23 protein-coding genes are annotated in these 21,965 nt (G+C 62.9%); 15 read left to right on the top strand and 8 right to left on the bottom strand.

Features of this window, described 5'->3' with window-relative positions:
- The first annotated feature begins 43 nt into the window (after window positions 1-43).
- The 7 genes from RYZ20_RS12040 (at window position 44) to kynU (ending at window position 6,492) form a co-directional block, all read left to right on the top strand.
- Window positions 44-1,399 carry a tyrosine-type recombinase/integrase gene (locus RYZ20_RS12040; RefSeq protein ID WP_317673811.1) on the top strand — a complete coding sequence of 452 codons (1,356 nt, stop codon included), beginning with the start codon at window positions 44-46 and terminating at the stop codon, window positions 1,397-1,399.
- A 194-nt stretch (window positions 1,400-1,593) separates the two neighbouring features.
- Window positions 1,594-1,722 (top strand): hypothetical protein, encoded by a 129-nt coding sequence (locus RYZ20_RS12035; RefSeq protein ID WP_317674156.1) that lies wholly within the window; start codon window positions 1,594-1,596, stop codon window positions 1,720-1,722.
- A 79-nt stretch (window positions 1,723-1,801) separates the two neighbouring features.
- Complete coding sequence (locus RYZ20_RS12030) at window positions 1,802-2,851, top strand: permease (protein WP_317673809.1); 1,050 nt, start codon at window positions 1,802-1,804, stop codon at window positions 2,849-2,851.
- Between the two features lie 12 nt (window positions 2,852-2,863).
- Window positions 2,864-3,100, top strand: a complete 237-nt coding sequence (locus RYZ20_RS12025; protein WP_317673807.1) for a thioredoxin family protein — start codon at window positions 2,864-2,866, stop codon at window positions 3,098-3,100.
- A 67-nt stretch (window positions 3,101-3,167) separates the two neighbouring features.
- Window positions 3,168-4,976 carry a Na/Pi cotransporter family protein gene (locus tag RYZ20_RS12020; RefSeq protein ID WP_317673805.1) on the top strand — a complete coding sequence of 603 codons (1,809 nt, stop codon included), beginning with the start codon at window positions 3,168-3,170 and terminating at the stop codon, window positions 4,974-4,976.
- A gap of 42 nt (window positions 4,977-5,018) precedes the next feature.
- Window positions 5,019-5,276, top strand: coding sequence for a hypothetical protein (locus RYZ20_RS12015; RefSeq protein ID WP_317673803.1), 258 nt, complete (start codon window positions 5,019-5,021; stop codon window positions 5,274-5,276).
- 22 nt (window positions 5,277-5,298) lie between these two features.
- Complete coding sequence (gene kynU, locus RYZ20_RS12010) at window positions 5,299-6,492, top strand: kynureninase (protein ID WP_317673801.1); 1,194 nt, start codon at window positions 5,299-5,301, stop codon at window positions 6,490-6,492.
- Here kynU and RYZ20_RS12005 read toward each other — a convergent pair.
- From RYZ20_RS12005 to RYZ20_RS11980, 6 genes are all read right to left on the bottom strand, one after another.
- The gene (locus RYZ20_RS12005) at window positions 6,489-7,769 is read right to left on the bottom strand and encodes a TRAP transporter large permease (RefSeq protein ID WP_317673799.1); all 1,281 of its coding nucleotides are present in this window, start codon (window positions 7,767-7,769) and stop codon (window positions 6,489-6,491) included. The genes kynU and RYZ20_RS12005 overlap by 4 nt on opposite strands.
- A 12-nt stretch (window positions 7,770-7,781) precedes the next feature.
- A complete protein-coding gene (locus RYZ20_RS12000; protein WP_317673797.1) occupies window positions 7,782-8,264 on the bottom strand; it encodes a TRAP transporter small permease in 483 nt (160 codons plus the stop codon).
- Window positions 8,265-8,318: 54 nt separating this feature from the next.
- Window positions 8,319-9,296: a sialic acid TRAP transporter substrate-binding protein SiaP gene (locus RYZ20_RS11995; RefSeq protein ID WP_317673795.1), complete on the bottom strand. Its 978-nt coding sequence runs from the start codon at window positions 9,294-9,296 to the stop codon at window positions 8,319-8,321.
- Window positions 9,297-9,386: 90 nt separating this feature from the next.
- Entirely contained in the window at window positions 9,387-10,574 is a 1,188-nt protein-coding gene (locus tag RYZ20_RS11990) for a UxaA family hydrolase (protein ID WP_317673793.1), read from the bottom strand.
- A complete protein-coding gene (locus RYZ20_RS11985; RefSeq protein WP_317673791.1) occupies window positions 10,567-10,899 on the bottom strand; it encodes a UxaA family hydrolase in 333 nt (110 codons plus the stop codon). Before RYZ20_RS11985 ends, RYZ20_RS11990 begins: the two co-directional genes overlap by 8 nt.
- A complete protein-coding gene (locus RYZ20_RS11980; RefSeq protein ID WP_317673789.1) occupies window positions 10,899-11,549 on the bottom strand; it encodes an RraA family protein in 651 nt (216 codons plus the stop codon). The genes RYZ20_RS11985 and RYZ20_RS11980 overlap by 1 nt, the downstream gene beginning before the upstream one ends.
- 120 nt (window positions 11,550-11,669) lie before the next feature.
- On the opposite strand from RYZ20_RS11980, the gene RYZ20_RS11975 reads away from it, so the two are divergent.
- Window positions 11,670-12,473 (top strand): IclR family transcriptional regulator, encoded by an 804-nt coding sequence (locus RYZ20_RS11975; protein WP_317673787.1) that lies wholly within the window; start codon window positions 11,670-11,672, stop codon window positions 12,471-12,473.
- Here the strand turns inward: RYZ20_RS11975 and oiaX are convergent.
- Window positions 12,470-13,717 carry a 3-oxo-isoapionate-4-phosphate decarboxylase OiaX gene (oiaX, locus tag RYZ20_RS11970; protein ID WP_317673785.1) on the bottom strand — a complete coding sequence of 416 codons (1,248 nt, stop codon included), beginning with the start codon at window positions 13,715-13,717 and terminating at the stop codon, window positions 12,470-12,472. The two genes, RYZ20_RS11975 and oiaX, sit on opposite strands and share 4 nt — an antisense overlap.
- A gap of 138 nt (window positions 13,718-13,855) precedes the next feature.
- Here oiaX and RYZ20_RS11965 point away from each other — a divergent pair, with 138 nt between their 5' ends.
- On the top strand, window positions 13,856-14,911 hold the full coding sequence (locus RYZ20_RS11965; protein ID WP_317673783.1) for an Ldh family oxidoreductase: 1,056 nt from the start codon (window positions 13,856-13,858) through the stop codon (window positions 14,909-14,911).
- Window positions 14,912-14,918: 7 nt separating this feature from the next.
- Here the strand turns inward: RYZ20_RS11965 and RYZ20_RS11960 are convergent, their stop codons facing one another.
- The gene (locus tag RYZ20_RS11960; protein ID WP_317673781.1) at window positions 14,919-16,088 is read right to left on the bottom strand and encodes a pyridoxal phosphate-dependent aminotransferase; all 1,170 of its coding nucleotides are present in this window, start codon (window positions 16,086-16,088) and stop codon (window positions 14,919-14,921) included.
- A gap of 147 nt (window positions 16,089-16,235) precedes the next feature.
- Here RYZ20_RS11960 and ltnD point away from each other — a divergent pair, with 147 nt between their 5' ends.
- The 6 genes from ltnD (at window position 16,236) to RYZ20_RS11930 (ending at window position 21,964) form a co-directional block, all read left to right on the top strand.
- Window positions 16,236-17,144 carry an L-threonate dehydrogenase gene (ltnD, locus tag RYZ20_RS11955; protein WP_317673779.1) on the top strand — a complete coding sequence of 303 codons (909 nt, stop codon included), beginning with the start codon at window positions 16,236-16,238 and terminating at the stop codon, window positions 17,142-17,144.
- Window positions 17,144-18,415: a 3-oxo-tetronate kinase gene (gene otnK / locus RYZ20_RS11950; protein WP_317673777.1), complete on the top strand. Its 1,272-nt coding sequence runs from the start codon at window positions 17,144-17,146 to the stop codon at window positions 18,413-18,415. Before ltnD ends, otnK begins: the two co-directional genes overlap by 1 nt.
- Window positions 18,412-19,059 (top strand): 3-oxo-tetronate 4-phosphate decarboxylase, encoded by a 648-nt coding sequence (gene otnC, locus RYZ20_RS11945; protein ID WP_317673775.1) that lies wholly within the window; start codon window positions 18,412-18,414, stop codon window positions 19,057-19,059. Before otnK ends, otnC begins: the two co-directional genes overlap by 4 nt.
- On the top strand, window positions 19,059-19,820 hold the full coding sequence (locus RYZ20_RS11940; protein ID WP_317673774.1) for a hydroxypyruvate isomerase family protein: 762 nt from the start codon (window positions 19,059-19,061) through the stop codon (window positions 19,818-19,820). Before otnC ends, RYZ20_RS11940 begins: the two co-directional genes overlap by 1 nt.
- A gap of 63 nt (window positions 19,821-19,883) precedes the next feature.
- Window positions 19,884-20,597, top strand: coding sequence for a transcriptional regulator NanR (gene nanR, locus RYZ20_RS11935; RefSeq protein ID WP_317673772.1), 714 nt, complete (start codon window positions 19,884-19,886; stop codon window positions 20,595-20,597).
- Entirely contained in the window at window positions 20,594-21,964 is a 1,371-nt protein-coding gene (locus RYZ20_RS11930) for a four-carbon acid sugar kinase family protein (protein ID WP_317673770.1), read from the top strand. The genes nanR and RYZ20_RS11930 overlap by 4 nt, the downstream gene beginning before the upstream one ends.
- Window position 21,965 lies beyond the last annotated feature (1 nt).

Raw genomic sequence — 21,965 nt, 5'->3', positions numbered from 1 at the left:
ATTTCAATGATGTTGAGTCATACCTGCTATATTTGGTAGCTTTTTGGTAGTCTTCACGTTTCAGGGGATTGCGACCTTGGCAAGGAAAAGCACACTCACAGAAGCCAAAGTTCGGGATCTAGACCCCGCAGAGGCAACGTATTTTGTGCCAGTCGAAGGCCTCCCGTTGAGGATCAAGGTCACCCCTCGCGGCACAAAATCATTCCAGATCAAATTTCACATTTACCCGCCTGCAACGGATGCGCACGGGAATGCGATCAAGCCGAAGCCAAGACCCACACAAGTTCTGTATGTGATCGGAAATTTCCCATCGATCAGCTTGGAAACAGCCAAAGAAAAAGCGCAAGCCCTTATCAAAGCTGGAAAAAACGGGATTGACCAGCGTCTCGTCTGGGAGCATGAGGAAGCCGAGTCCAAGCGCCAGATGCAAACGTTCCAAATGGATTACGTTAGCGCAGCGGACCCTGACAATCCTGATTTTCTTCGCTCGGCCTGGTTCTCATACACAGACACAAAATTCAGCGTGCAAAAGCGGACCCTCCAGTCGCTCAAGCGCTTATGGAAGCACATCAGCGAAAATCTGGGCGAAACTGTGAGAACCACAGAGCTGAAGCCAAGCGATATTGGCCGCATCAAGGCGAAACTTGCCGACCGACCGCAAGAGTTCAACAAGTTTCGGGCGACACTGTTTAGCGTGCTTGAGACAGAAGTGCAGGACGGCAGGATCCATCAAAACATTCTTCGCAAGCGGATCGATGGCGTGCGCCCGTTTCCATACAAGCTTCGCGACACTGTCCTAACCCCGCGAGGCACTCAAGACTTCAAGGTGTTCTTTGGCAACCTAGACAACTTCCCTCCAAACAGGCGCAATCATGCACGGTTTCTATTGGCTTTATTGTTCACAGGTCTCAGGCCGAGCATGCTTCGTTCTTTACGGAAAATTGATGACGGGCGCGGCAATTTCGTCGATCTGCAATCCGGTCAAATGTTCTTCCGCGAGCACAAGACAGCTCACAAATCGACCTCAAAGGCCGCAACGATCCTTGCGTCACCCAAAGCCTTAGAAATCATGAAGCAGGCGGCGAACGCCACGGCATCACCATTCGTGTTTGGGTCGCATGATGCTCGCGCTGGATACTGGGATTTAGCCGTCTCAGAGAAAGCTTGTCAGTTGCTCTTTCGCGAGCACGCCCACAAGTTTGAAGTGTTTGGGGTCGATAAGTTCGAAATCTATAGCCTGCGGCACACCTTTGGGACGACGATGGTCAACGCTGGAGTGCCGCTGCATCAAGTTAAAGATCAGATGCTTCATAAGTCCATCGTGACAACCCAACGCTATGTGCGCGCCACGGAGGAAACTCGGCGCGCGCTCGCGTCTCGGATCGATACCATCATCTGAGAGGGTTATCCCAGGGTTGCGCGCCAATAACAACGGATCAAACCTCGCCCCATGAACGACAAGTCTGACCCGATCTTGATCCGCCTCATGCCCCACTTCCTGGAGAACCGCTCGAAAGTTGATGGTGCCCTGAGGGGCGGCATATCATGGCGGTGTTCAGACGCCGTCAATTCGTAAGCCTGCGCGGAAGACCAATGCAGGGCTTCAAATCGTTCGCTGCGGCGCAAGCGACTTTGGCCGGGATCGAGGCCGCTCATATGATCCGCAAAGAGGGCAACTACTGGAGCGAAGGCGAAAAGGCCGACGCGAAAGCCATCGCCTGACCCCCGATTGTCCTGCATCAAGGCTTAGGCCCGAAAATGCGGCTATATGCCAATCAGAACGGAGTTTTCGGAGGCCGGTATGATCCTTTCCCCTGCCACTCATCCGACGGGCTGGCGCGGCCACGCGACCGTGCTCGCCTCGCTGGCGCTGTGGTGGGCGCTGTATCGTCAGCTTGTGCCGCTGTCCGAATGGATCACCTCGCTTTTCCCCGTCGCGCCGCACAGCCACGCGGGCGAGGCGATTGCCTTTTTCTTTTACGACGTGCCGAAGGTGATGATGCTTCTGACGCTCATCGTCTTTGCGATGGGGGTTGTGCGCAGCTATTTCTCGGCCGAGAAAACCCGCGCCCTTTTGTCGGGCAAACGCGAGGGCGTGGGCAACATCATGGCGGCAGGGCTTGGCATCCTGACGCCATTTTGTTCATGTTCGGCCGTGCCGCTGTTTATCGGGTTTGTGTCCGCGGGGGTGCCGTTGGGCGTGACCTTCTCGTTTCTCATTGCCGCGCCGATGGTGAACGAGGTGGCGCTGGTCCTTCTGTTCGGCCTTGTCGGGTGGCAGGTGGCCGCGACCTATCTGGCCTTCGGGCTTGGGATCGCGGTCGTCGCGGGGTTCATCATCGGCAAGCTGCGCCTTGAAGGCTGGCTGCAAGACTGGGTGCGCGAGATCCACTCGGGCGCCAATGCCCCAGACATCCCCGAGGGCGAGGCGCTGTCGATGACCGACCGCTACAAGCTGGGGATCGAGGCCGTGCGCGAGATTTTCGGCAAGGTCTGGAAGTGGATCATCCTTGGTATCGCGCTTGGTGCCGCGATCCACGGCTATGTGCCCGAAGACCTGATGGTGCGGATCATGGGCGCGGATGCGTGGTGGTCGGTGCCCGCTGCCGTTTTGATGGGCATCCCCATGTATACCAACGCCGCCGGCGTCATTCCGATTGTCGAGGCGCTACTGGGCAAGGGCGCGGCGCTTGGCACCGTTCTGGCCTTTATGATGAGCGTGATCGCGCTCTCGCTGCCCGAGATGATTATCCTGCGCCAAGTCCTGACCTTGCGGCTGATCGCGGTGTTTATCGGGGTGGTCGGCAGCGGTATTCTGGCCGTCGGATTTCTGTTCAATATCTTGTTCTAAAAGGGAAACGTTATGAAGCTTGTCAAAGTCTACGGCCCCGGCTGCAAACGCTGTGAAACCACCGCCGAGATGGTGAAAGAAGCCGCCGCCCAGTTGGGCCTTGAGGTCGAGGTCGAGAAAGTCTCGGACGCGAGGGCTATTGCGATGGCGGGCGTCATGTCCACGCCGGGCATCAGCATTGACGGCAAGCTGGTTCATGCAGGCGGGCTACCCGATGCAGAGCGGCTGAAAGGCTGGCTGTCGGCCTGACCGACGGGGCTACCGCTTTGCGCCGATCTGCGCCATCCTGCGCGGGGTGGTGCAAACGGAGATCCGAGTGAGACGTTTTTTCCTGCCGGTCGCGCTTGGGGCGCTGATCTTTGCCTTCTGGCTGAACCCGAGCGTGCAGGACATCGCGGCGGGGGTTGCGATTTTCCTGTTCGGGATGCTGATGCTTGAAGACGGGTTCCGGCTGCTTAGCGGCGGCCTGCTGGAGCGGATTTTGCAAGCCTCGACCCGCTCGACACCCCGCGCGGTGCTGTTCGGCACGGTCTCGACCGCGCTGCTGCAATCCAGCTCGCTTGTGTCGGTGATCACGATCTCCTTCCTCAGCACCGGGCTGATCTCGCTGATCGGCGGGGTCGGGGTGATTTTCGGCGCGAATATAGGCACGACAACGGGCGCATGGCTGGTGGCGGGGCTGGGGCTGAAGGTGAATATCGCCGCCTTCGCGATGCCGATGATCGCGCTGTCCATTGTGCTGGTGTTTCAAAAGGCCAAACCCCTGCGCGGGATCGGGTATGCGCTGGCGGGGATGGGCTTTCTGTTCCTTGGCATCCATTACATGAAGGTCGGCTTTGACAGCTTCAACGACGAGATCGACCTTGCCCGCTTTGCGATGGAGGGGGTCGCGGGGCTGGTCGTTTTCTCGCTGATTGGCGCGGTGGCGACGGTTATCATGCAGTCCAGCCACGCGACGATGACACTGATTATCACGGCGCTGGCGGCGGGGCAGATCACCTATGACAACGCGCTGGCACTGGCGATTGGCGCAAATATCGGCACGACGATCACCGCCATTATCGGTGCGCTCAGCGCGAATTTTCAGGGCAAACGGCTGGCGCTGGCGCATTTCATTTTCAACACGCTGACGGCGTTTGTAGCCCTTGTCCTGATTGTGCCCCTGCGCGAGTTGGTCGATTGGATCAGCGCGGCGCTTGGCATCGGGGCGGCGGATTACGCGCTGAAACTGGCGGTGTTTCATAGCGTGTTCAACCTGCTTGGCCTTGCGCTGATGCTGCCCGCGCTGACCCCGCTGATCGAGTTCCTGACGCGGCGCTTCCCCAGACCGCGCCTTGACATCAGCGAGCCGCATTTCCTGAGCGACGCGGTTGACGCCTTCCCCGAGACGCTGGAAGCCGCGCTGCGCAAGGAATTGGTGCATCTATATGAAAACGCCGCCGGAATTCTGCTTAAGGGGCTGAACCTGAACCAGCAGCAGGTCTATGACAGCGAGGACATCCCCGCCCTTGTCCGCGCCAGCCGCGAGGCGGTCGAGATAGACATGGACGCCGCCTATGAGCAGCGGATCAAAACCCTTTACGCGGCTATCGTTGACTACGCCACGCATATCGGCAGCGACGACCAGCACCCCGAGCGGATCGAACGGATCCACGCCCTTCGCGACGTGGCCAGCGACATTGTGCAGGCGGTGAAATCGGTCAAGCACCTGCGCAAGAATATCTTGCACCACACCACCGCCGAGCGTGGCGCCGTGACCGGGATCTACGACGACCTGCGCGCCGAGATCGCGCGGATCGTGGCCGAAATCCGCTTGCTGGGGCAAACCCCGCCCGAGCAACGCTCGGCGCTGTGGCTGGATCAGGAGCGCGCCACCGTCGAGGATCGCGCCCGCCACACGACGCAAAAGGTTGATGCGCTGATCCGCGCGCGCCATCTGAGCGCGGCGGACGCGACCTCGTTCCTGAATGACTCGGGCTATGCTTTCGCCGCTATGCGCGATCTGATCGAGGCCGCCCGCAGCTTTTATATCGAACGCGATCCGGCAATTGCGGCGGTCGAACACCTTGTTTCGCTTGACCTTGAGGAAATGCATGAGACCTTGAAGGGGGACGCCCCGCCGTAACCCTTTGTCGCTGGCAACCGCCGTTTTGTATAGGAACACCCGATGGGGCTGAAAAAACTGACCGAGAAGCTTGCCGCCTATTTCGAGCGCCTCGAAACCGGCCAGACGCATGAGATCAAACCCGATCATGTGCGCAAAGTGCTGGAGAAACTCCACGCGAAAGAGGCCGAGCTGCGCGACAGGCTGGCGCGCGCCGAAACCGATGAAAAGCGCGCGCATTTGCAGCAAAAGCTGCAAGTCACGCAAGAGCACATCTCCCGCGCCGAGTATTTGCTGACCGCCATCGAACGCGCCGACTAACGCGCGCCAGACAGGAGCCGAAATGAGTGATTTCACCGCGACCCGCGCGCTGTTCGACCTGCCCGAAGGTGTGGTTTACCTTAACGGAAACTCTCTTGGCCCGCTGCCGCGCGGCTGCGCCGAACGCGCGCAAAAGGTGATGCAGGACGAATGGGGCAAAGACCTGATCCGCGCGTGGAATACGGCGGGCTGGATTTCGCTTCCGCGCCGTGTTGGCGATGCGATTGCGGGTCTGATCGGCGCGCCCGAAGGGTCGGTGGCAACGGGGGATACGCTCTCGATCAAGGTGTTTCAGGCTTTGGCGGCGGCTCTGCGGATGCGCCCCGACCGGCGGGTGATCCTGTCGGATAGCGGCAATTTTCCGACTGATTTGTATATCGCGCAGGGACTTATGGGGTTGCTTGATCGGGGCTATGAACTACGCACCCCCGCGCCTGAAGATGTGACCGACGCCATCACCGACGAAGTTGCCGCCGTGCTTCTGACGCAGGTCGATTACCGCACGGGCCGGATGCATGACATAGCCGAGGTGACGCGGCGCGCCCATGCGGCGGACGCGGTGATGATCTGGGATCTGGCACATAGCGCGGGCGCGGTGCCGCTGCATATCGGGCAAAGCGGTGCGGAATTCGCGGTGGGCTGCACCTATAAATATCTCAACGGCGGGCCGGGGGCGCCCGCGTTCCTGTATGCCCGCCCCGACATTGTAAAGCACGTCGACCCCGCGCTGGCCGGATGGATGGGCCACGAAGCGCCTTTCGCGATGGACCTGACCTACCGCCCCCATATGTCGACCGAGCGGTTCCGCGTCGGCACGCCTCCGGTGATCCAGCTTGCCGCGCTGGAACAAGCGCTGCGCGTCTGGGACGGGGTGGATATGGAGGCGCTGCGAGCGGCCTCGATCACGCTCTCCGAGCGGTTCATCGCGGGGGTGAAAAAGCATTGCCCCGCGCTGACCCTTGTCTCACCGCGCGACCCGCTGGTGCGCGGCTCGCAGGTTTCGTTCGCCTTCGCCCATGGATACGCGGCGATGCAAGCCTTGATCGCGCGCGGTGTGATCGGGGATTTCCGCGCCCCCGACATCATGCGCTTCGGCTTTGCGCCGCTCTATCTGACCCGCGACGACATTGACCGCGCGGTCGAAATATTGGCCGATGTCATGGCGCGCGAGCTGTGGCGCGATCCGCAATATCAGACCCGCGCGGCGGTAACTTAGGGCGCGCCAAGCAGCAGGTTCGGCAGCCACGTCACCAGCGCCGGAAACAGGATCAAAGCCGCCAGCACAATAACCAGAGGCACCAGAAACGGGATCGTCGCGCGGATCAGCGTCTCCAGACTGATCCCCGAGACCCCCGACACCACAAACAGCCCCACCCCCATCGGCGGCGTCATCAGCCCGATCATCAGGTTGAAGATGAACACGACGCCAAAATGCACCGGATCAATCCCCGCCGACATCAGCGTCGGCGCCAGCACCGGCACGATCAGGATCATGATCGCCAGCCCCTCGATAAAGAAACCGGCCACCAGCACCGCCAGATTGATCACCACCAGCAGCACCAGCGGGTCATCCGACAGCGTCAGCAGCCACGCCGCCAGCCGCATCGGCGCCTGATGCGCGGCCAGTATCCACGCGAACACGCTTGCCGTCGCGACGATCAGGCAGACCATCGCGGACATGCGGATCGTGTCCAGAATGACGCGCCCCAGATCGCGCAGGCTCATTTCGCGGTAAACCCCGACCGAGAGCACCAGCGCGTAAAGCGAGGCGACAACCGCGGCCTCGGTCGGTGAGAAAAAGCCGAACGCAATCCCCGCGATGATAATGGCGGGCGTCAGCATCGGCAGGGCCGCACGGGCAAAGGCGCGCCCGACATCGCCGAAGGTCGGGACCGGATCGCGCGGATAGTCGCGGCGTTTTGCGTAGATCGCGATCAGCGCCATCAGCGCTCCCGCCGTCAGAAGACCGGGGATCACGCCGCCCAGAAACAGCCGCCCGATCGAGACATCCGCCAGCACGCCATACAGCACCATCGGGATCGAGGGCGGGATCATTGGCCCGATGATGCACGAGGCCACCGTGACCGCGCCCGCAAACCCCGCGTCATAGCCCGCGCTGCGCATCGCGCGGATCTCCATATTGCCAAGCCCGCCCGCATCCGCCAGCGCCGAACCGGACATCCCCGAAAACACTACCGAGGCCAGCACATTCACATGACCCAGCCCGCCGCGCATATGCCCGACCAGCACGCGGGCAAAACCGAAGATGCGCTCGGTAATCCCGCCGGTGTTCATCAGATTGCCCGCAAAGATGAAAAACGGCACGGCCAAAAGCGGGAAGGAATCCGAAATCGACTTGGTCATCCGCTGCGCGATCACCGCCAGCGGCGTGCCATCCAGCCAAAGCTGAGCCAGCGAGGACACGCCAAGCGTCAGCGCGACACTCATGCCAAGCGCCAGAAGCAGCAGCCAGAGGATCAGCAAAAAGGCCATATCGCTTTCCACTCAGATCAGCGTTTCGGCATCATGGCGGGGCTGGCCCTTGCGCCAGACCGTCCACGCCGCCAGAAGTGCGCGCCCCGCCATCAGCACCGAGGCCGCAGGCACCGCCGCATATTCGAAGGTTGACGAAACCCCCATCGCAATGGTCGGCAGGCCACTGACCTTAAGTGCGACCACCGCGCCAACCCAGGCCACCACCGCAAAGAACAGCGCCGAGGCCAGATGCATCATCAGCGCCACCGCGCTGCGCAGCCGGTCGGGCAAGCGGTCAACGAACAGCGACACCGCGATCAGCCCTCCGGTCCGCATCGCATAGGCTGCCCCGAAAAACACGATCCAGGTAAAGGCGAACCGCGCCAGTTCTTCGGTCCAAGGGAATTGTGCATTCAGGAAATATCGGCTGGCAAGCTGTGCGCTTAGCGCTCCAAGCGCAAGCAGGAACAGGGTGATCAGGAATCCCTCTTCGGCCTTGTGAATGAAACGCATCTTCCCCTCCCGAATGGCAGCGCCCCGACATTATCGCCGGGGCACTGTGGTAGCTTAGTCGATCGCGGCCAACGCGTCATAGGCGCCCTTGCCCCAGACGTCCTCGAACTGGGCAAAGATCGGCTGGACCGCCTTCGAGAAGGCCGCGCGGTCGGGGTGCGAGACCTGCATCCCCTTGCCTTCCAGCGTCGCAACCAGCGCAGCCTCGCTCTCGACGACCGAGGCGTTATAGGCGTCGCCCACCGACTGGAGCACATCCGACACGATCTGGCGATCCCCTTCCGAGGCCGCCTGCCACACGCTTTCCGACACGATCGGCGCGACGAATTGCACCAGATGCCCGGTCAGCGCGAGATGCTTTTGCACCTCGTAGAACTTGGCGGCATTGATCGTAGGCAGCGGGTTTTCCTGGCCGTCCACAACGCCGGTCTGCATCCCCAGATACAGTTCCGAGAAGGCCATCGGCGTGGGCCGTCCTCCAAGCGACTTGATGAACTCAAGGCTCAGCTTGACCTCGGGCACACGCAGCTTCAGCCCCGCCACATCGGCAGGCGTTTCAATCGCATGGGCGTTATTGGTCATGTGGCGGGTGCCGTAATACCATATGTCCAGCACACGCAGCCCGTGATCCGCGCGCAGCTTGTCCAGCAGCGCCTGTCCGGCATCACTTGCGACAAGGCGCTCAAGATGGGCGAAATCCTTGGCCAGATACGGGGCTTCCAGAACGCCCAGTTCCTTGGTCCACTGGCTGAGTATCCCCGCGCCATCAAAGGCCATCTGGTGCGTGCCGATGGTCATCCCCGTCAGCACTTCTTTCGCGCCGCCAAGCTGCCCCGCCGGAAACACCTTGATGTCGATCCGGCCATCGGTGCGGGCCGCAATTTCGGCGGCCGCCTTTTCCAGCGCGCGGCTGGACGGGTGATCGGGCGGCAGAACATGCCCGAGCTTCCATTCCTCTGCCGCAGCCGACAAGCCGATCACACCAATCGCCGCAGCCGTTAGCGCGGTCTTGATAAAAGCACTCAGTTTCATCTTTTCCTCCTCCAGGATGAACCGGGCCTTCGCTTGCGCGGGTCCGGCAAGTATCCGCTGCCGCCTCCCCGACAGGCAGCGGTCTACAACTCAGGTCGGCAGACAGGCGGGACCTGCCGGTTCGAAACTCTTGTAGGTCAGGATGAACTCGGCATGGCCAAGCGCCTCCGAGGCGGTTTGCCGCCCCGCCGCGACCTTGAGCGTGAGATCGAAAATCTCGTTGCCCACTTCGGCCAGCGCGGTGCCAGACAGCACCCGCCCCGCATTCACATCCATATCGCCCGCCATCCGCGCATAGGTCTCGGGGTTGGCGCAAACCTTGATGACCGGCCCCAAAGCCGACCCGACAACCGACCCGCGCGCGGTCACGAACAGCGTCATATGCGCGCCCGAGGCCATCATCTCGACGATCTCGGCATTGTCCGAGATATTCGGAAAGCCGAAGCGCACCTCGCCATCGGGGACAACATCCATCAGATACAGCCCGCCGCGCGGAGGAACTTCGCCCGGTTTGATCAACCCGCTGATCTGCGAGCTTCCCGATTTCGCATAAGCCCCCATCGATTTTTCTTCGATGGTCGACAGCCCGCCCTCGGCATTGCCCGCCGCGAAACTGCCAAAGCCGAGCGTCGCGTAATAGGCCGCCGCCTTTTCCACCGAGGCCGCGAGTTCCCGCCCAAGCTCAGGCGTTTTGGCGCGCGCGCTCATCACCGCCTCGCAGCCGATCAGCTCTCCGGTTTCTTCGAAAATGCAGGTCGCACCCGCCAAGACCAGCCGGTCAAACGCCAGCCCCACCGCAGGATTTCCGGTAATCCCGCTGGTCCCGTCCGAGCCGCCGCAAACCGTGCCGATCACCAGTTCCGACACCTCCATCGGCACCTTTTGCGCCTGTTGCAACATGGGCAGGGTATCCCTGATCCACCTATGCCCCCGCTCCATCGTCTTGCGCGTGCCGCCCTCGCGCTGAATCACCAGCGTCGCAACAGGGCGGCCCGTCTCCGCCACCGCCTTCTCCAGTTTGAAACGGTTAAAGCTTTCGCAGCCCAAGGACACCAAAAGCACCGCCCCCACATTCGGATGGGTGCAGAGGCTCTCCATCATGCGCTGCGCGTAATCGTTCGGAAAACAGCCCGGAAAGCCGATCAGATGCACGCCCTCTTCGCGAAACGGATAGGCAATCTCGCGCGCAACGTGATGGGCACATTCCACCAGATAGACAACGGCCAGATGGTTGCGAATACCCTTGCGCCCGTCGCTGCGCAGATAGCCCTCAAGCATTTCCAGCCCCCTTCGCGGTCTCTTCAAGGATATTTGTCGGCGTGTAATCGCTGCGCAGATTATGCACATGCACATGCGCGCCCGCGGGAATATCCTGCGTGGCCGAGCCGATGGAGACGCCGTATTTCAGGATCTTCGCGCCCGCCGGAATGTCCTGCGCCGCGACCTTGTGGCCAAGCGTCACGCTTTCGGAGAGCACAATCTCTCCGCCGCCGTTGATCGCAACGATCCCCGGCCCCGCCGGTCCGGTGGCGACCAGAACATTATCGGCCTGCGTCAGCCGTAGCAGCATACCGGCCAATGGTTTTGATCCCTCGGGTCGCATCAGAATTTCCCGTATGTCAGATAGGCTTCCTGCGGGTCCGTCCCAGCCAGAATAGCCGTGCGCACCTTGTTTTCGGTCTGCATCGCCTCGACCGATTTTTCGGCAATCTCGGCGGCTTGCGCGCGCGGCACACGCACCATCCCGTCGCGGTCGCCCAGCAGGTAATCCCCCTGCGCAATCGCGACATCCCCGATATGGATCGTGTGACCCGTGGCGGTCGGCAGCCAGCGCCCGACGATGTCTTTGGGCGTGTGACCCCGCCGCCATGTGTCAAAGCCGATCTTCAGCAAGAAATCGGTATCGCGCGCCAACCCGTCCAGCACGCAGCCCAGAACACCCTTGTTCTTAAGCGTCTCGGCCGACAGCTCGCCCATCTGCGCCAGATCATGCGTATGCGGCTGGCACACCCAGATATGCCCCGAGGGCGCCTGCGACAAAAGCCCCGTCCAGGCCATCAGCGTTTCATGCGGATCGGCGGCATCGGAGGGGTGACCCTCGATGGTGAAGGCGGGGCCGCACAGCGTCCGCTCGGGCATCAGCGGCGTGATTTCAGAGGGCAGCGTGAAATTGCGCAGACCCATCGCCCGCATGATGTCATGCACGACGCCGGTATAGCATCCGGCCAATTTCGCGGTCAGTTCGGCATCCACTGGCACCCTCCCCTTCATCGGTAATTCAAATTTGATGTCATCATTCACACATAAATCATGTTGCGCCGTCAATCATTTTCTAGTGAAGTCATTATTCACATATGGAGGCAGGCAAGGCTGATGGCAGAAACGAAAGACGATACAGTGCGTTACCGGGCACCCGCCTTGGACAAGGGGCTGGATATTCTGGAGCTTCTGGCCGCCTCATCGGTCGCGCTGACGCAGGCGGAAATCGCAAAAGGGCTGAATCGCGGCCCGAACGAGATTTACCGGATGCTCGATACGCTGGTGCGGCGCGGCTATGTGACCCGCTCGCCCGAGGGGGACCGGTTCTTGCTAAGTCTGCGCCTGCTGGTGCTGGCCGACATGCACCCGCCGCGCCGCCGCCTGCTGGACACCGCCGAGCCTTTGATGCGGCTGTTCGCGGAAAAGGCCGAGCAATCCATCCACCTTGCGGTGCTGGAAGAGGGTGACGTTGTGATTTCGTCGTCCTTCTCTGCGCCGGGCAACTGGCAACTGTCGTTACGCATCGGCGCGGTGGTTGGCCTGTTCAACACCGGATCGGGGCTTGTTCTGGCGGCCTTTCAGTCGCGCCAGACCCGCGCCAAGCTGATGGGGCTGCACCGTCCTGTCGCGGGCGAAACCATCCCCGATGCCAAGCTGTTCGAAGAAACCGCCGCCGGAATTCGCGCCTGTGGGCATTTCATCGGGCAAAGCCAGACGGCGGGCGGGGTGGATAACTTCTCATTCCCGATCCTCGACCCGCTGGGGAATGCCGTGGCCGTGCTGACCTGCCCCTATCTGCGCCGGATCGACGCCCACACCACCCCCGAGCGCGAGCGCATCATCAGTCTGTTGGCGGAAATCGCCGCCGAAGTCTCAAGCCAGCTTTTCGGCCCGCCCGCGCAAACCGAAGCGGATTAACCGCCCCATTTGGCGAGGGCTGCGGCCAGCTCAGGGTGGTCTTGCGCGTAATCGGCCAGCTCCGCGCCAGAGGCCGCCGCCTCCCACGCTTGCCGGATCGCGCGGACCCCTGCGGCCATGCCCATCGGGTGACCATGCACCCCGCCGCCGCCCAGATACATCAGGTCCAGCGAGCCTCCGGTGCGGCGATAGGTATCCACCGCCTGCCCGCCCCATTGCCCCGAGCACACCACCGGCAGCGCGCAATCCTCGGGCGTGAAAATCGGCGCGCTGACATCGTGGAAAGCGCGCACAAAGCTTTCGTCCGGTTCCCAGTATTTCGCGCGGATGCCGTTGATCTGGAACTGGTCCACCCCCAGAAGGCGCCAGATTTTCTGATAGGCGCGGAACTCCATCCCAAGGCCCGGATGCCGCGTCAGGATGTCCCAGCCGTTGCGATGCGCGTGCAGGCACAGCTCCGAGCGTTTGCGCAAAAAGCTCATGCCGCCATAGCCGATCGAGTTGATGTTGATAACGGCGGCACTCCCGCCATGCGCGCGCACAATATCGTGGTTGCGCATCATCGTGTCGGGGTCGGCCGAGGAAATCCCGAAGGCATACATCACCCGCTTGCCGGTCTTGTCCTCATGCGCCTTGATGACCGGCATGATCGCCCGCACCCGCGCCTCAAGCGAGGAATAGGCGGGGCTCATCAGCTTTTCGTCGTCCTTGATGAAATCGACCCCCGCCGCGCAAAGATCCGCGACAACCGGCGCGGTTTCCTCGGGCAAAAGGCCAAGCGACGGCTTAATGATCGAGGCGATCATCGGCCCGCTTTCGACCCCCATCAGGCGGCGCGAGCCCGAAACGCCGAACTGCGGCCCCGGATGGCAAGCCCATGCGTCGGGCAGGTCAATATCCATCACGCGCACACCGCTTAACCCCCGAACGGCATAAACCCCGCCCACCGTGATCGTCATCAGCGCGGCAATATCGGTGCCGACAGCGTCCAGCGGGAAAGCGATCACCACATCGGCACGGCGGAACGGGCCGCGCCCCTCGGAGGGGATCGCGGGGGTATCAGTGGCGGGCAAATGCCGGATTTCCTCGACCTTTGCGGCGCAGCGGGCCCGCACGGCCTCGGTCTCGTTGGGCAGTTCGGTAAAGGTGCCGGTGGATTGGTCCGAGGCGATTTTCGCGGCCAAAGCGGCAATATCCCCTTCGGTTTCAAGCCGATACGTTACCCGAATGAATTGCCCTGACATCACATTCTTCCCTTTCGGCCAAGCGGCGCGCCGATGCACCTGCCGCAACAAACAATATGGTATACCATTTTGCAAGCCCTGTGCTATGCCTGTGACCAACAGCCTGTAATTCGCACCGAACACAAAACGGACCCCAGCATGACACAGCACCATTTCCACCGCGACGACCTGAAAACCCTTGCCCTGAACCTGCTGACCAAAGGCGGGCTGGCGGCGGACAAGGCCGAGACCGTGGCCGAGCTGCTGGTGCGCACCGACGAGATCGGCGTGACCACGCACGGTATTTCGATGGTGCCTTACTACCTGCCCGAGCTGGCCTCGGGGAATATGACCTCGGAGGGCAGTTGGGAGGTCGTGCGCGACAAGGGCGTAACGATGGTCTGGGACGGCAATTACCTGCCCGGTCACTGGCTGATGACACATGCGCTGGACACCTGCATAGCGCGGGCGCGCGACTATGGCATGGCGGCCCTGTCGATGCGGCGCAGCCACCATATCGGCTGCCTTTCGACGCTGACGCGGATTGCCGCCGAGCAAGGGCTGGTGTGCTATATCTCGACCTCGGACCCGTCGGGGAGATGGGTTGCGCCCTTTGGCGGGACCGAGCCGACGCTCACCCCGAACCCCTGGGCGATCGGCTATCCGTCCAAAGACCATCCGGTGCTGATCGACACCTGCGCGTCGATCACGACCGTCTCCAAGGTGCGCGAACATATCAACTCGGGCACGCAATTCGCTAATCCGTGGATGCTGGACGCGCAAGGCCGCGCAACCCGCGACCCGAATGTCGTGAACGCCGATCCGAAAGGCACGATCCTTCCGGTGGGCGGGATGGATCACGGGCACAAAGGCTTTGCGCTGGCCCTGATGATCGAGATGCAGACGCAGGCGCTGTCAGGGCATGGCCGCTCGTCCGAGCCGACCCGCTGGGGCGGCAACGTCTTTGTGCAGGTCACCGACCCCGAGGCTTTTGGCGGCAACGATGCCTTCACGACCGAGGTGTCCTACCTGAACGATCTGTGCCGCAACAACCGCCCCGCCGAAGGTGTGTCGCGCGTGCGCGTGCCGGGTGACCGCGCCTATGACCGGCTGGCGCAATCGCGCGCTGGCACCGTTGCCCTGCCCGACGAAGTCTGGACCCGCGTCGCCGCCAGCGCCGAGGCGCTTGGCGTTGACCTTCCTGTTTCCGGCTAAACGCCGGTTACAGGATTTCGCGGATGCGGCGCAGGGCCTCAAGGATGTTCGCGGTCGAGTTGGCGTAGGAAAAGCGCAAATAGCCCTCGCCCCATTTGCCAAAGCTGGTGCCTGCGACCGTCGCGACACCTGCTTCGTCCAGAAACTTGTTCTGCGCCTCCATCGAGGTCAGCCCCGTGCCAGCGATATTCGGGAAGGCATAGAACGCCCCCGCCGCATCGGTGCAGGTTACACCGGGCAGCGTGTTCAGCTCGCGCACGATCACCTGACGGCGCGCGTCAAACTGCGCAACCATATCTTGCACCGCGTCTTGCGGGCCGGTCAGCGCCGCCAGCCCCGCGAATTGCGCCGCCGCATTCACGCAGGAATGGTCGTTGATGCACAGCCGCGTCACATGCGGCACCGCCGCCTCGGGCCAGACCGCATAGCCCAAGCGCCAGCCCGTCATCGCGTAGGTTTTAGACCAGCCGTCCAGCATAATCAGCCGGTCGCGGATCTCGGGGTATTGCAGAAGCGAGACATGCTCGCGCCCGCCATAAAGCATGTTCGAATAAATCTCGTCCGACATCAACGCGACATGCGGGTGCTCCATCAGCCCCGCAACAAGCTTGTCGATCTCGGCCTTGGGGGTCACGCCGCCGGTCGGGTTGGCGGGGCTGTTGATGATGATCAGTCGCGTGCGCGGGGTGATCTGGGCCAGCACCTCTTCGGCAGAGAAGGCAAAGCTGTTCTCTTCACGCAGCGCAATCGGAACCGGCGTCGCGCCAGAATACCGGATCACCGATTCATAGATCGGGAAACCGGGGTTCGGATACATGATCTCGGCACCCGGCTCGCCAAACATCATCACCGCAAAGAACATCGTCGGCTTGCCGCCAGGCACGACGACAATATGATCGGGGTTCACCTCGACGCCGTGACGACGGTGCAGATCGGCGGCGACAGCCTCGCGCAGAACAGGCAGGCCATTCGCGGGCGTATAGCCGTGATGCCCGTCGCGCAGCGCCTTTATGCCCGCCTCGACGATATGATCGGGGGTGCGGAAATCGGGCTGGCCAATCCCGAGGTTAATGATGTCCTTCCCCTGCGCCGCAAGCTGCTGCGCGCGCGCCAGCACAACAAAGGCGGATTCCGTGCCAAGGCGCGACAGGCTTTGGGCGAATTGCAATTCAGACATGACGTTTCCCCGAGGCTGTTTCCGGCGCAAAACCGGAGTTGATTTTGGTATACCAAACTTGTGATACTCAAAGAAACCGATTATGAAAAGATGGAACGGCTTGGGTAAGCAACAAGCCCCTACCCCATCAGCGAAAGGACGCAGGCGATGGCGAATACCCGTAAGGTCGCAGTTATCGGGCTTGGCTCGATGGGATATGGCATGGCGGCCTCGGCCTTGCGCGGCGGACTTAGGGTCTGGGGCGCGGATGTGAACCCCGCTCAGGCCGCGAAACTCCGCTCTGAGGGCGGCGAGGCCGGTGCCTTGTCCGATGTCGCCGCGACGCTGGATGCGGTGGTTGTGGTGGTGCTGAACGCAGACCAGACCGAGGCGGTTCTGTTTGGAAAGACCGGCATCGTCGGGCAGTTGCGCAAGGGCGCGGTTGTTCTATCATGCGCCACGGTCCCGCCCGAGTTTGCCCGCGCAATGGAAGCCCGCTGCGCGGAGAAAGGCGTGCTTTATCTGGATGCCCCGATCTCGGGCGGCGCGGCCAAGGCGGCAAGCGGCGATCTGACGATCATGGCGTCGGGGACGGGTGCGGCCTTTGCCGCTGCGCGCCCCGTGCTGGATGCCATCGCCGCGACAGTGTTTGAACTGGGCGATAGCGCAGGGGCCGGGTCCGCGATGAAGGCCACCAACCAGCTTTTGGCGGGGGTGCATATCGCCACAATGGCCGAGGCGCTGACCTTCGGTATGACGCAGGGCATCGCGCCCGAGAAATTCCTTGAGGTGATCTCGCAAAGCGCGGGCACAAGCTGGATGCTGGAGAACCGCGCGCCGCATATTGTGGACGGGGATTACACGCCGAAAAGCTCGGTCAATATCTGGCCCAAGGATCTTGGAATCGTTCTGGATATTGCCCGCTCCGCGCAGTTCAGCGCCCCGATTACGGCGGCGGCTTTGCAACAGTTTCTGGCCGCGGCTGGCATGGGGCTTGGGCGGGAAGACGATGCCGCCGTGGCCAAGGTCTACGCCCGCAACGCGGGGCTGACCCTGCCGGGCGAGGAGGGCAAATAATGGCAACCGTTCTGGGCTGTATCGCTGATGATTTCACCGGCGCGACCGATCTGGCGGGGCTTCTGGCGCGCTCGGGCGTGCGGGTTTCGCTGCGCATGGGCGTGCCGCAAGGACCAGTGACCGACGCCGCCCCGTTCGAGGTGATCGCGCTGAAAATCCGCACCAGCCCCGTGGACGAGGCCACCTCACGCGCGGGCGAGGCGCTGGACTGGCTGCGCGCGGCGGGCGCGGAGCGGTTCTTCTGGAAATACTGTTCGACCTTCGATTCTACGGCGGAAGGCAACATCGGCCCCGTCGCCGAAGCGCTGATGGCGCGGCTTGGCACGGCCCAGACCATCTATTGCCCCGCCTTCCCCGAGAACGGGCGCGCGATTTTCATGGGCAACCTGTTTGTCGGGCGTCAGCCGCTGGCCGAAAGCCCGATGAAGGATCACCCGCTGACGCCGATGCGCGACAGCAACCTGATGCGCCTATTGGAGCCGCAGGTGCAGGGCACGGTCGGCCTCATCGACCGGCTGACGGTTGCGCGCGGGGCCAAGGCGATCCGCGCGGAACTGGCGCGCCTTGCGGACGAAGGGATTGTCCATGTCGTGATGGATGCCGTGGCGAACAGCGACCTAGAAGAGATCGCCGGCGCGTGCCGCGATATGGCGCTGATGACGGGCGGCTCGGCGGTGGCGATGCCGCTGCCCGCGCTGTATCTGGCCGATGGGACACTCGCGCAAGACGCCCCCGCCCTAGAGGTGCCAAACCTCGCGCCCGAGGCGATTGTGCTCTCGGGCAGTTGCTCGGCGATGACTAACAAACAGGTCGCGGCCTATCTGGCGACGGGGGCCGAGGGCTTCCGTCTGGACCCGCTGGATCTGGCGGAAAACGGCCCGCGCGCGGCGCTGGACTGGCTGGCCACCCAAGACCTGAGCAAAGCGCCCCTGATCTACGCCACCGCCGATCCTGCATCGGTGCGCGCCGCACAGGCCAAGCTTGGCGTCGCCCGCGCGGGCGAGATCGTCGAAGAAGCCCTGTCGGCCTGCGTCATTGCCGCCCGCGACCGTGGCGCGCGCCGCATCGTTGTGGCGGGGGGCGAGACCTCGGGCGCGGTGACACAGGCGCTTGGCGTTGATCGCCTTGAGATCGGCCCCGAAATCGCGCCGGGCGTGCCGTGGTGTTTCTGCCAATCCGCCGGACACCCGATTGCGCTGACGCTGAAATCGGGCAACTTTGGCAGCGAGAATTTCTTCTCGGAAGCGCTGCAAAAGCTGGAGGCTCTATGACCGAGGAAACCCGCCTGCGCGAGCAGATTTGCCTTTTGGCGAAGTCGATGTTCGACCGTGGCCTGACCGGAGGATCGACCGGAAATATCTCGGCGCGCACGCCTGACGGCGGGCTGCTGGTTTCGCCCACAGGCACCTCGTTCGGGCGGCTGGACCCCGCGCGGCTGTCGCGCTTTGACGCGACGGGGCGGCTGATCGACGGCGATAAACCGACCAAGGAAATGCCACTCCATTCGGCCTTTTACGAAACGCGCGCGACGACCGGCGCGGTGGTTCACCTGCACGCGTGCCACTCGGTCGCGTGGTCGCTGATGCCCGAGGTGGACCCCGGCAACTTTCTGCCCCCCCTCACCCCCTACTCGATCATGAAACTGGGCAAGGTGCAGCTTTTGCCGTTTTTCCTGCCGGGCGATCCGGCGATGGGTCAGGCCGTGCGCGGTCTGGCGGGCAAACGCTCGGCGGTGATGCTCGCCAATCACGGGCCGGTCGTCGCGGGCAAGGATGTCGAGGCCGCCTGCAACGCCATCGAAGAGCTTGAGGACACCGCGCGCCTTGCCATCCTGATGCGCGGCTATGACGCCAAACAACTGACACCCGAGCAAGTGCGCGCGGTCGTCACCGAATTCAACGTGGAGTGGGACTGATGCAGTTTTCGGCGAACCTCGGGTTTCTGTGGAATGACCGGCCCCTGCCCGACGCGATCCGCGCGGCCAAGGCGGCGGGGTTTGGCGCGGTCGAATGTCACTGGCCCTATGATACCCCTGCGGCCGACGTCAGCGCGGCCTTGGCTGAAACCGGCCTTGCGATGCTGGGCCTGAATACCCGGCGCGGCGATGTGGCGGGCGGCGAGAACGGGCTTTCGGCGCTTGTCGGGCGCGAAGCGGACGCCCGCGCCGCGATTGACGAGGCGATTGCTTATGCGACCGAAATCGGCACGCGCAACATTCACGTCATGGCGGGTTTTGCCTCGGGTGATGCGGCCCACGCCTGCTTTGTCGCCAATCTGCGCTATGCCTGCGAACGGGCCGCCGATGCGGGGATCACGATCCTGATCGAGCCGCTCAATCACTACGACGCGCCGGGGTATTTTCTGGCCACCACCGCGCAGGCCGAGGTGATTATGGCCGAGGTCGGCGCCCCGAACCTGCGGCTGATGTTCGATTGCTATCATGTGCAGTTGATGGAGGGGGATCTCTCGCACCGGCTTGAGCGCCTGCTGCCCCTGATCGGCCATATCCAGTTCGCCTCGGTCCCCGATCGCGGCGCGCCCGATCATGGCGAGGTGAATTACCCGTTCATCTTTGACAAGATCGCGGCTCTTGGCTGGCAAACCCCGCTTGGCGCTGAATACAAACCGGGCGGCGACACGGATGCCACGCTTGGCTGGCTGACCGCACTGCGCTGATTTTTTCGAATTCGGACCGGATTTAATCTGGTATACCATTTTATCTGCCGCTAAACTGGTATCATGAGTAGTCCAGATTCGATCCGCCCCAGAAAACTCTCCGATCAGGTGCAAGAGCGTCTTTTGCATCTGATCCGTGACGACCGTCTGGCACCGGGTGACGCCCTGCCCTCGGAACGCGAACTGATGGTGCGCTATCAGGTCGGGCGGCCCGCGATCCGCGAGGCGATGCAAAGCCTGCAACATTCGGGCGTGATCGAGATCCGCCACGGAGGGCGGCCGCGGATTGCCTCGCCCTCGCTGGACGGGTTGCTGGATGTGCTTGGCCCCTCGATGCGCCACCTGCTGACGCACTCGCAATCCTCACTCGACCATCTGAAAGAGGCCCGCGTCCTGCTTGAAGCCGAAATGGCCCGCATGGCCGCCACCCGCCGGACCGAAGCCGACATCGCAGAGCTTCAGACCCTTCTGGACGAGCAAGACAGCCTGCGCGCCGATAGCGAGGCCTTCATGGAAAGCGACGGGCAATTCCACCGCCGCATCGCCGCGATGTCTGGCAACCCGATTTTCGAAACCCTCGCCTTTGGGATTTTCTCGTGGCTGCGCACCTTCCACACAGAGCAGGTGCGCAAACGCGGGCTGGAGTCCCTGACGCTGGCCGAACATCGCGCCATCGTCGAGGCAATCATTCAGGGCGATGCCGCAGGGGCCGCCAATGCGATGCGGGTGCATCTGGAACGCGCTAACGCCTTGTATCATCAGGAAAACGCGACATGAATACTTTGCCCGACGGCGCTTTGGTCGCGTGGCTTGGCGACGACTTCACCGGATCGGCGACCACGATGGAGGCGCTGGCCTTTGCGGGTGTCCCCTCGGTCCTGTTCCTTGATATTCCCACCGCCGAACAGATGGCCCGCTTCCCGCAAATGCGCGGGATCGGCATTGCCAGCACCGCGCGCAGCCACTCCCCCGAGTGGATGCGCGACCACCTGCCGCCTGCCTTTGCCTTCCTCAAAGACACCGGCGCGCCCGTGGTGCATTACAAGGTGTGCTCGACGCTGGATAGCGCGCCGCATGTCGGCTCGATCGGGGCGGCGCTGGATATTGGCGCGCCGCTGATCGGGGGGGCATGGGTGCCGTGCCTGATCGCCTCACCGCCGCAGCGCCGCTATCAGGCGTTCGGTCACCTTTTCGCGGGTAGCCCGCAAGGTGTGTTCCGGCTGGACCGGCACCCCGTTATGGCGCGTCATCCCGTCACCCCGATGGCAGAGGCCGATGTCGCCCGCCATCTGGGCCAGCAGACCAAGCGCCCCTTTGGCCTTGTCACCGTCGAAGACCTTGAGACCGATGCGGCGGCGGGGCTGTCGCGCGAACTGGCGCAAGGGGCCGAGGTTGTCAGCCTTGATACCATGACCGCGCCGCATATGGCCACGACCGGAGACCTGATCTGGCAGGCCGCGCGCACGCATCAGACCTTTGTCATCGGCTCGCAGGGCGTGGAATATGCGCTGGTGGATTGCTGGCGCAAGGCGGGGCTGATCCCCTGCGCAGAGGTGCAGACCGGCGCGGGCGCGGTCGATCAACTGATCGTCGTCTCCGGCTCGGTCTCGCCCATCACGGCGCAGCAAATTGCACTGGCCGAGGCGGACGGGTTTACCGGAATTGCGCTGGACGCGGCGGCCCTTGTGACGGGCGACACCAGCGCCGAAGACGCCACCTATCAGGCCGCTTTGGGCGTGCTGGCCAAGGGCGGCTCGCCACTGATTTACTCCGCCCGCGGGCCGGATGATCCGGCGGTCGCGCGGATGCGCGCGGCGGTGCAGGCCGCAGGTGTGCGCGAAGATGACGCCAACGCGCGGATCGGCGCGACGCTCGGGCGGCTGCTCTCGCGGCTGCTACGCGAAACCGGCCTGCGGCGTGCGGTGATCTCGGGGGGGGATACCTCGGGCTATGCCTCGCGGCAGCTTGATCTGTTCGCCTTTACCGCGCTCAGCCCCGCCACTCCGGGGGCTGCGCTGCTGGAGGCTCATTCGGATGATCCGGCGCTGGCCGGACTGCAACTCGCGCTGAAGGGCGGGCAAATGGGAAGCCCTGATTACTTCAGTTGGATCAAACGCGGCGGTGGCGCCGCACAGAAAGGATAAG

This window comes from Pseudothioclava alba (assembly GCF_033100795.1).
In the GTDB taxonomy this organism is placed as follows: domain Bacteria; phylum Pseudomonadota; class Alphaproteobacteria; order Rhodobacterales; family Rhodobacteraceae; genus Pseudothioclava.
Note: the sequence above shows the minus strand (reverse complement) of the source record. Positions and strands in the feature narration are given on the sequence as shown.

Bases quoted from the DNA above. Each gene is read 5' to 3' on its own strand.
- RYZ20_RS12035 (WP_317674156.1), top strand. From the start codon at position 1,594: ATGCAGGGCTTCAAATCGTTCGCTGCGGCGCAAGCGACTTTGGCCGGG.
- RYZ20_RS12030 (WP_317673809.1), top strand. From the start codon at position 1,802: ATGATCCTTTCCCCTGCCACTCATCCGACGGGCTGGCGCGGCCACGCG.
- RYZ20_RS12025 (WP_317673807.1), top strand. From the start codon at position 2,864: ATGAAGCTTGTCAAAGTCTACGGCCCCGGCTGCAAACGCTGTGAAACC.
- RYZ20_RS12015 (WP_317673803.1), top strand. From the start codon at position 5,019: ATGGGGCTGAAAAAACTGACCGAGAAGCTTGCCGCCTATTTCGAGCGC.
- kynU (WP_317673801.1), top strand. From the start codon at position 5,299: ATGAGTGATTTCACCGCGACCCGCGCGCTGTTCGACCTGCCCGAAGGT.
- RYZ20_RS12005 (WP_317673799.1), bottom strand. From the start codon at position 7,769: ATGGCCTTTTTGCTGATCCTCTGGCTGCTGCTTCTGGCGCTTGGCATG.
- RYZ20_RS12000 (WP_317673797.1), bottom strand. From the start codon at position 8,264: ATGCGTTTCATTCACAAGGCCGAAGAGGGATTCCTGATCACCCTGTTC.
- RYZ20_RS11995 (WP_317673795.1), bottom strand. From the start codon at position 9,296: ATGAAACTGAGTGCTTTTATCAAGACCGCGCTAACGGCTGCGGCGATT.
- RYZ20_RS11990 (WP_317673793.1), bottom strand. From the start codon at position 10,574: ATGCTTGAGGGCTATCTGCGCAGCGACGGGCGCAAGGGTATTCGCAAC.
- RYZ20_RS11985 (WP_317673791.1), bottom strand. From the start codon at position 10,899: ATGCGACCCGAGGGATCAAAACCATTGGCCGGTATGCTGCTACGGCTG.
- RYZ20_RS11975 (WP_317673787.1), top strand. From the start codon at position 11,670: ATGGCAGAAACGAAAGACGATACAGTGCGTTACCGGGCACCCGCCTTG.
- oiaX (WP_317673785.1), bottom strand. From the start codon at position 13,717: ATGTCAGGGCAATTCATTCGGGTAACGTATCGGCTTGAAACCGAAGGG.
- RYZ20_RS11965 (WP_317673783.1), top strand. From the start codon at position 13,856: ATGACACAGCACCATTTCCACCGCGACGACCTGAAAACCCTTGCCCTG.
- RYZ20_RS11960 (WP_317673781.1), bottom strand. From the start codon at position 16,088: ATGTCTGAATTGCAATTCGCCCAAAGCCTGTCGCGCCTTGGCACGGAA.
- ltnD (WP_317673779.1), top strand. From the start codon at position 16,236: ATGGCGAATACCCGTAAGGTCGCAGTTATCGGGCTTGGCTCGATGGGA.
- otnK (WP_317673777.1), top strand. From the start codon at position 17,144: ATGGCAACCGTTCTGGGCTGTATCGCTGATGATTTCACCGGCGCGACC.
- otnC (WP_317673775.1), top strand. From the start codon at position 18,412: ATGACCGAGGAAACCCGCCTGCGCGAGCAGATTTGCCTTTTGGCGAAG.
- RYZ20_RS11940 (WP_317673774.1), top strand. From the start codon at position 19,059: ATGCAGTTTTCGGCGAACCTCGGGTTTCTGTGGAATGACCGGCCCCTG.
- nanR (WP_317673772.1), top strand. From the start codon at position 19,884: ATGAGTAGTCCAGATTCGATCCGCCCCAGAAAACTCTCCGATCAGGTG.
- RYZ20_RS11930 (WP_317673770.1), top strand. From the start codon at position 20,594: ATGAATACTTTGCCCGACGGCGCTTTGGTCGCGTGGCTTGGCGACGAC.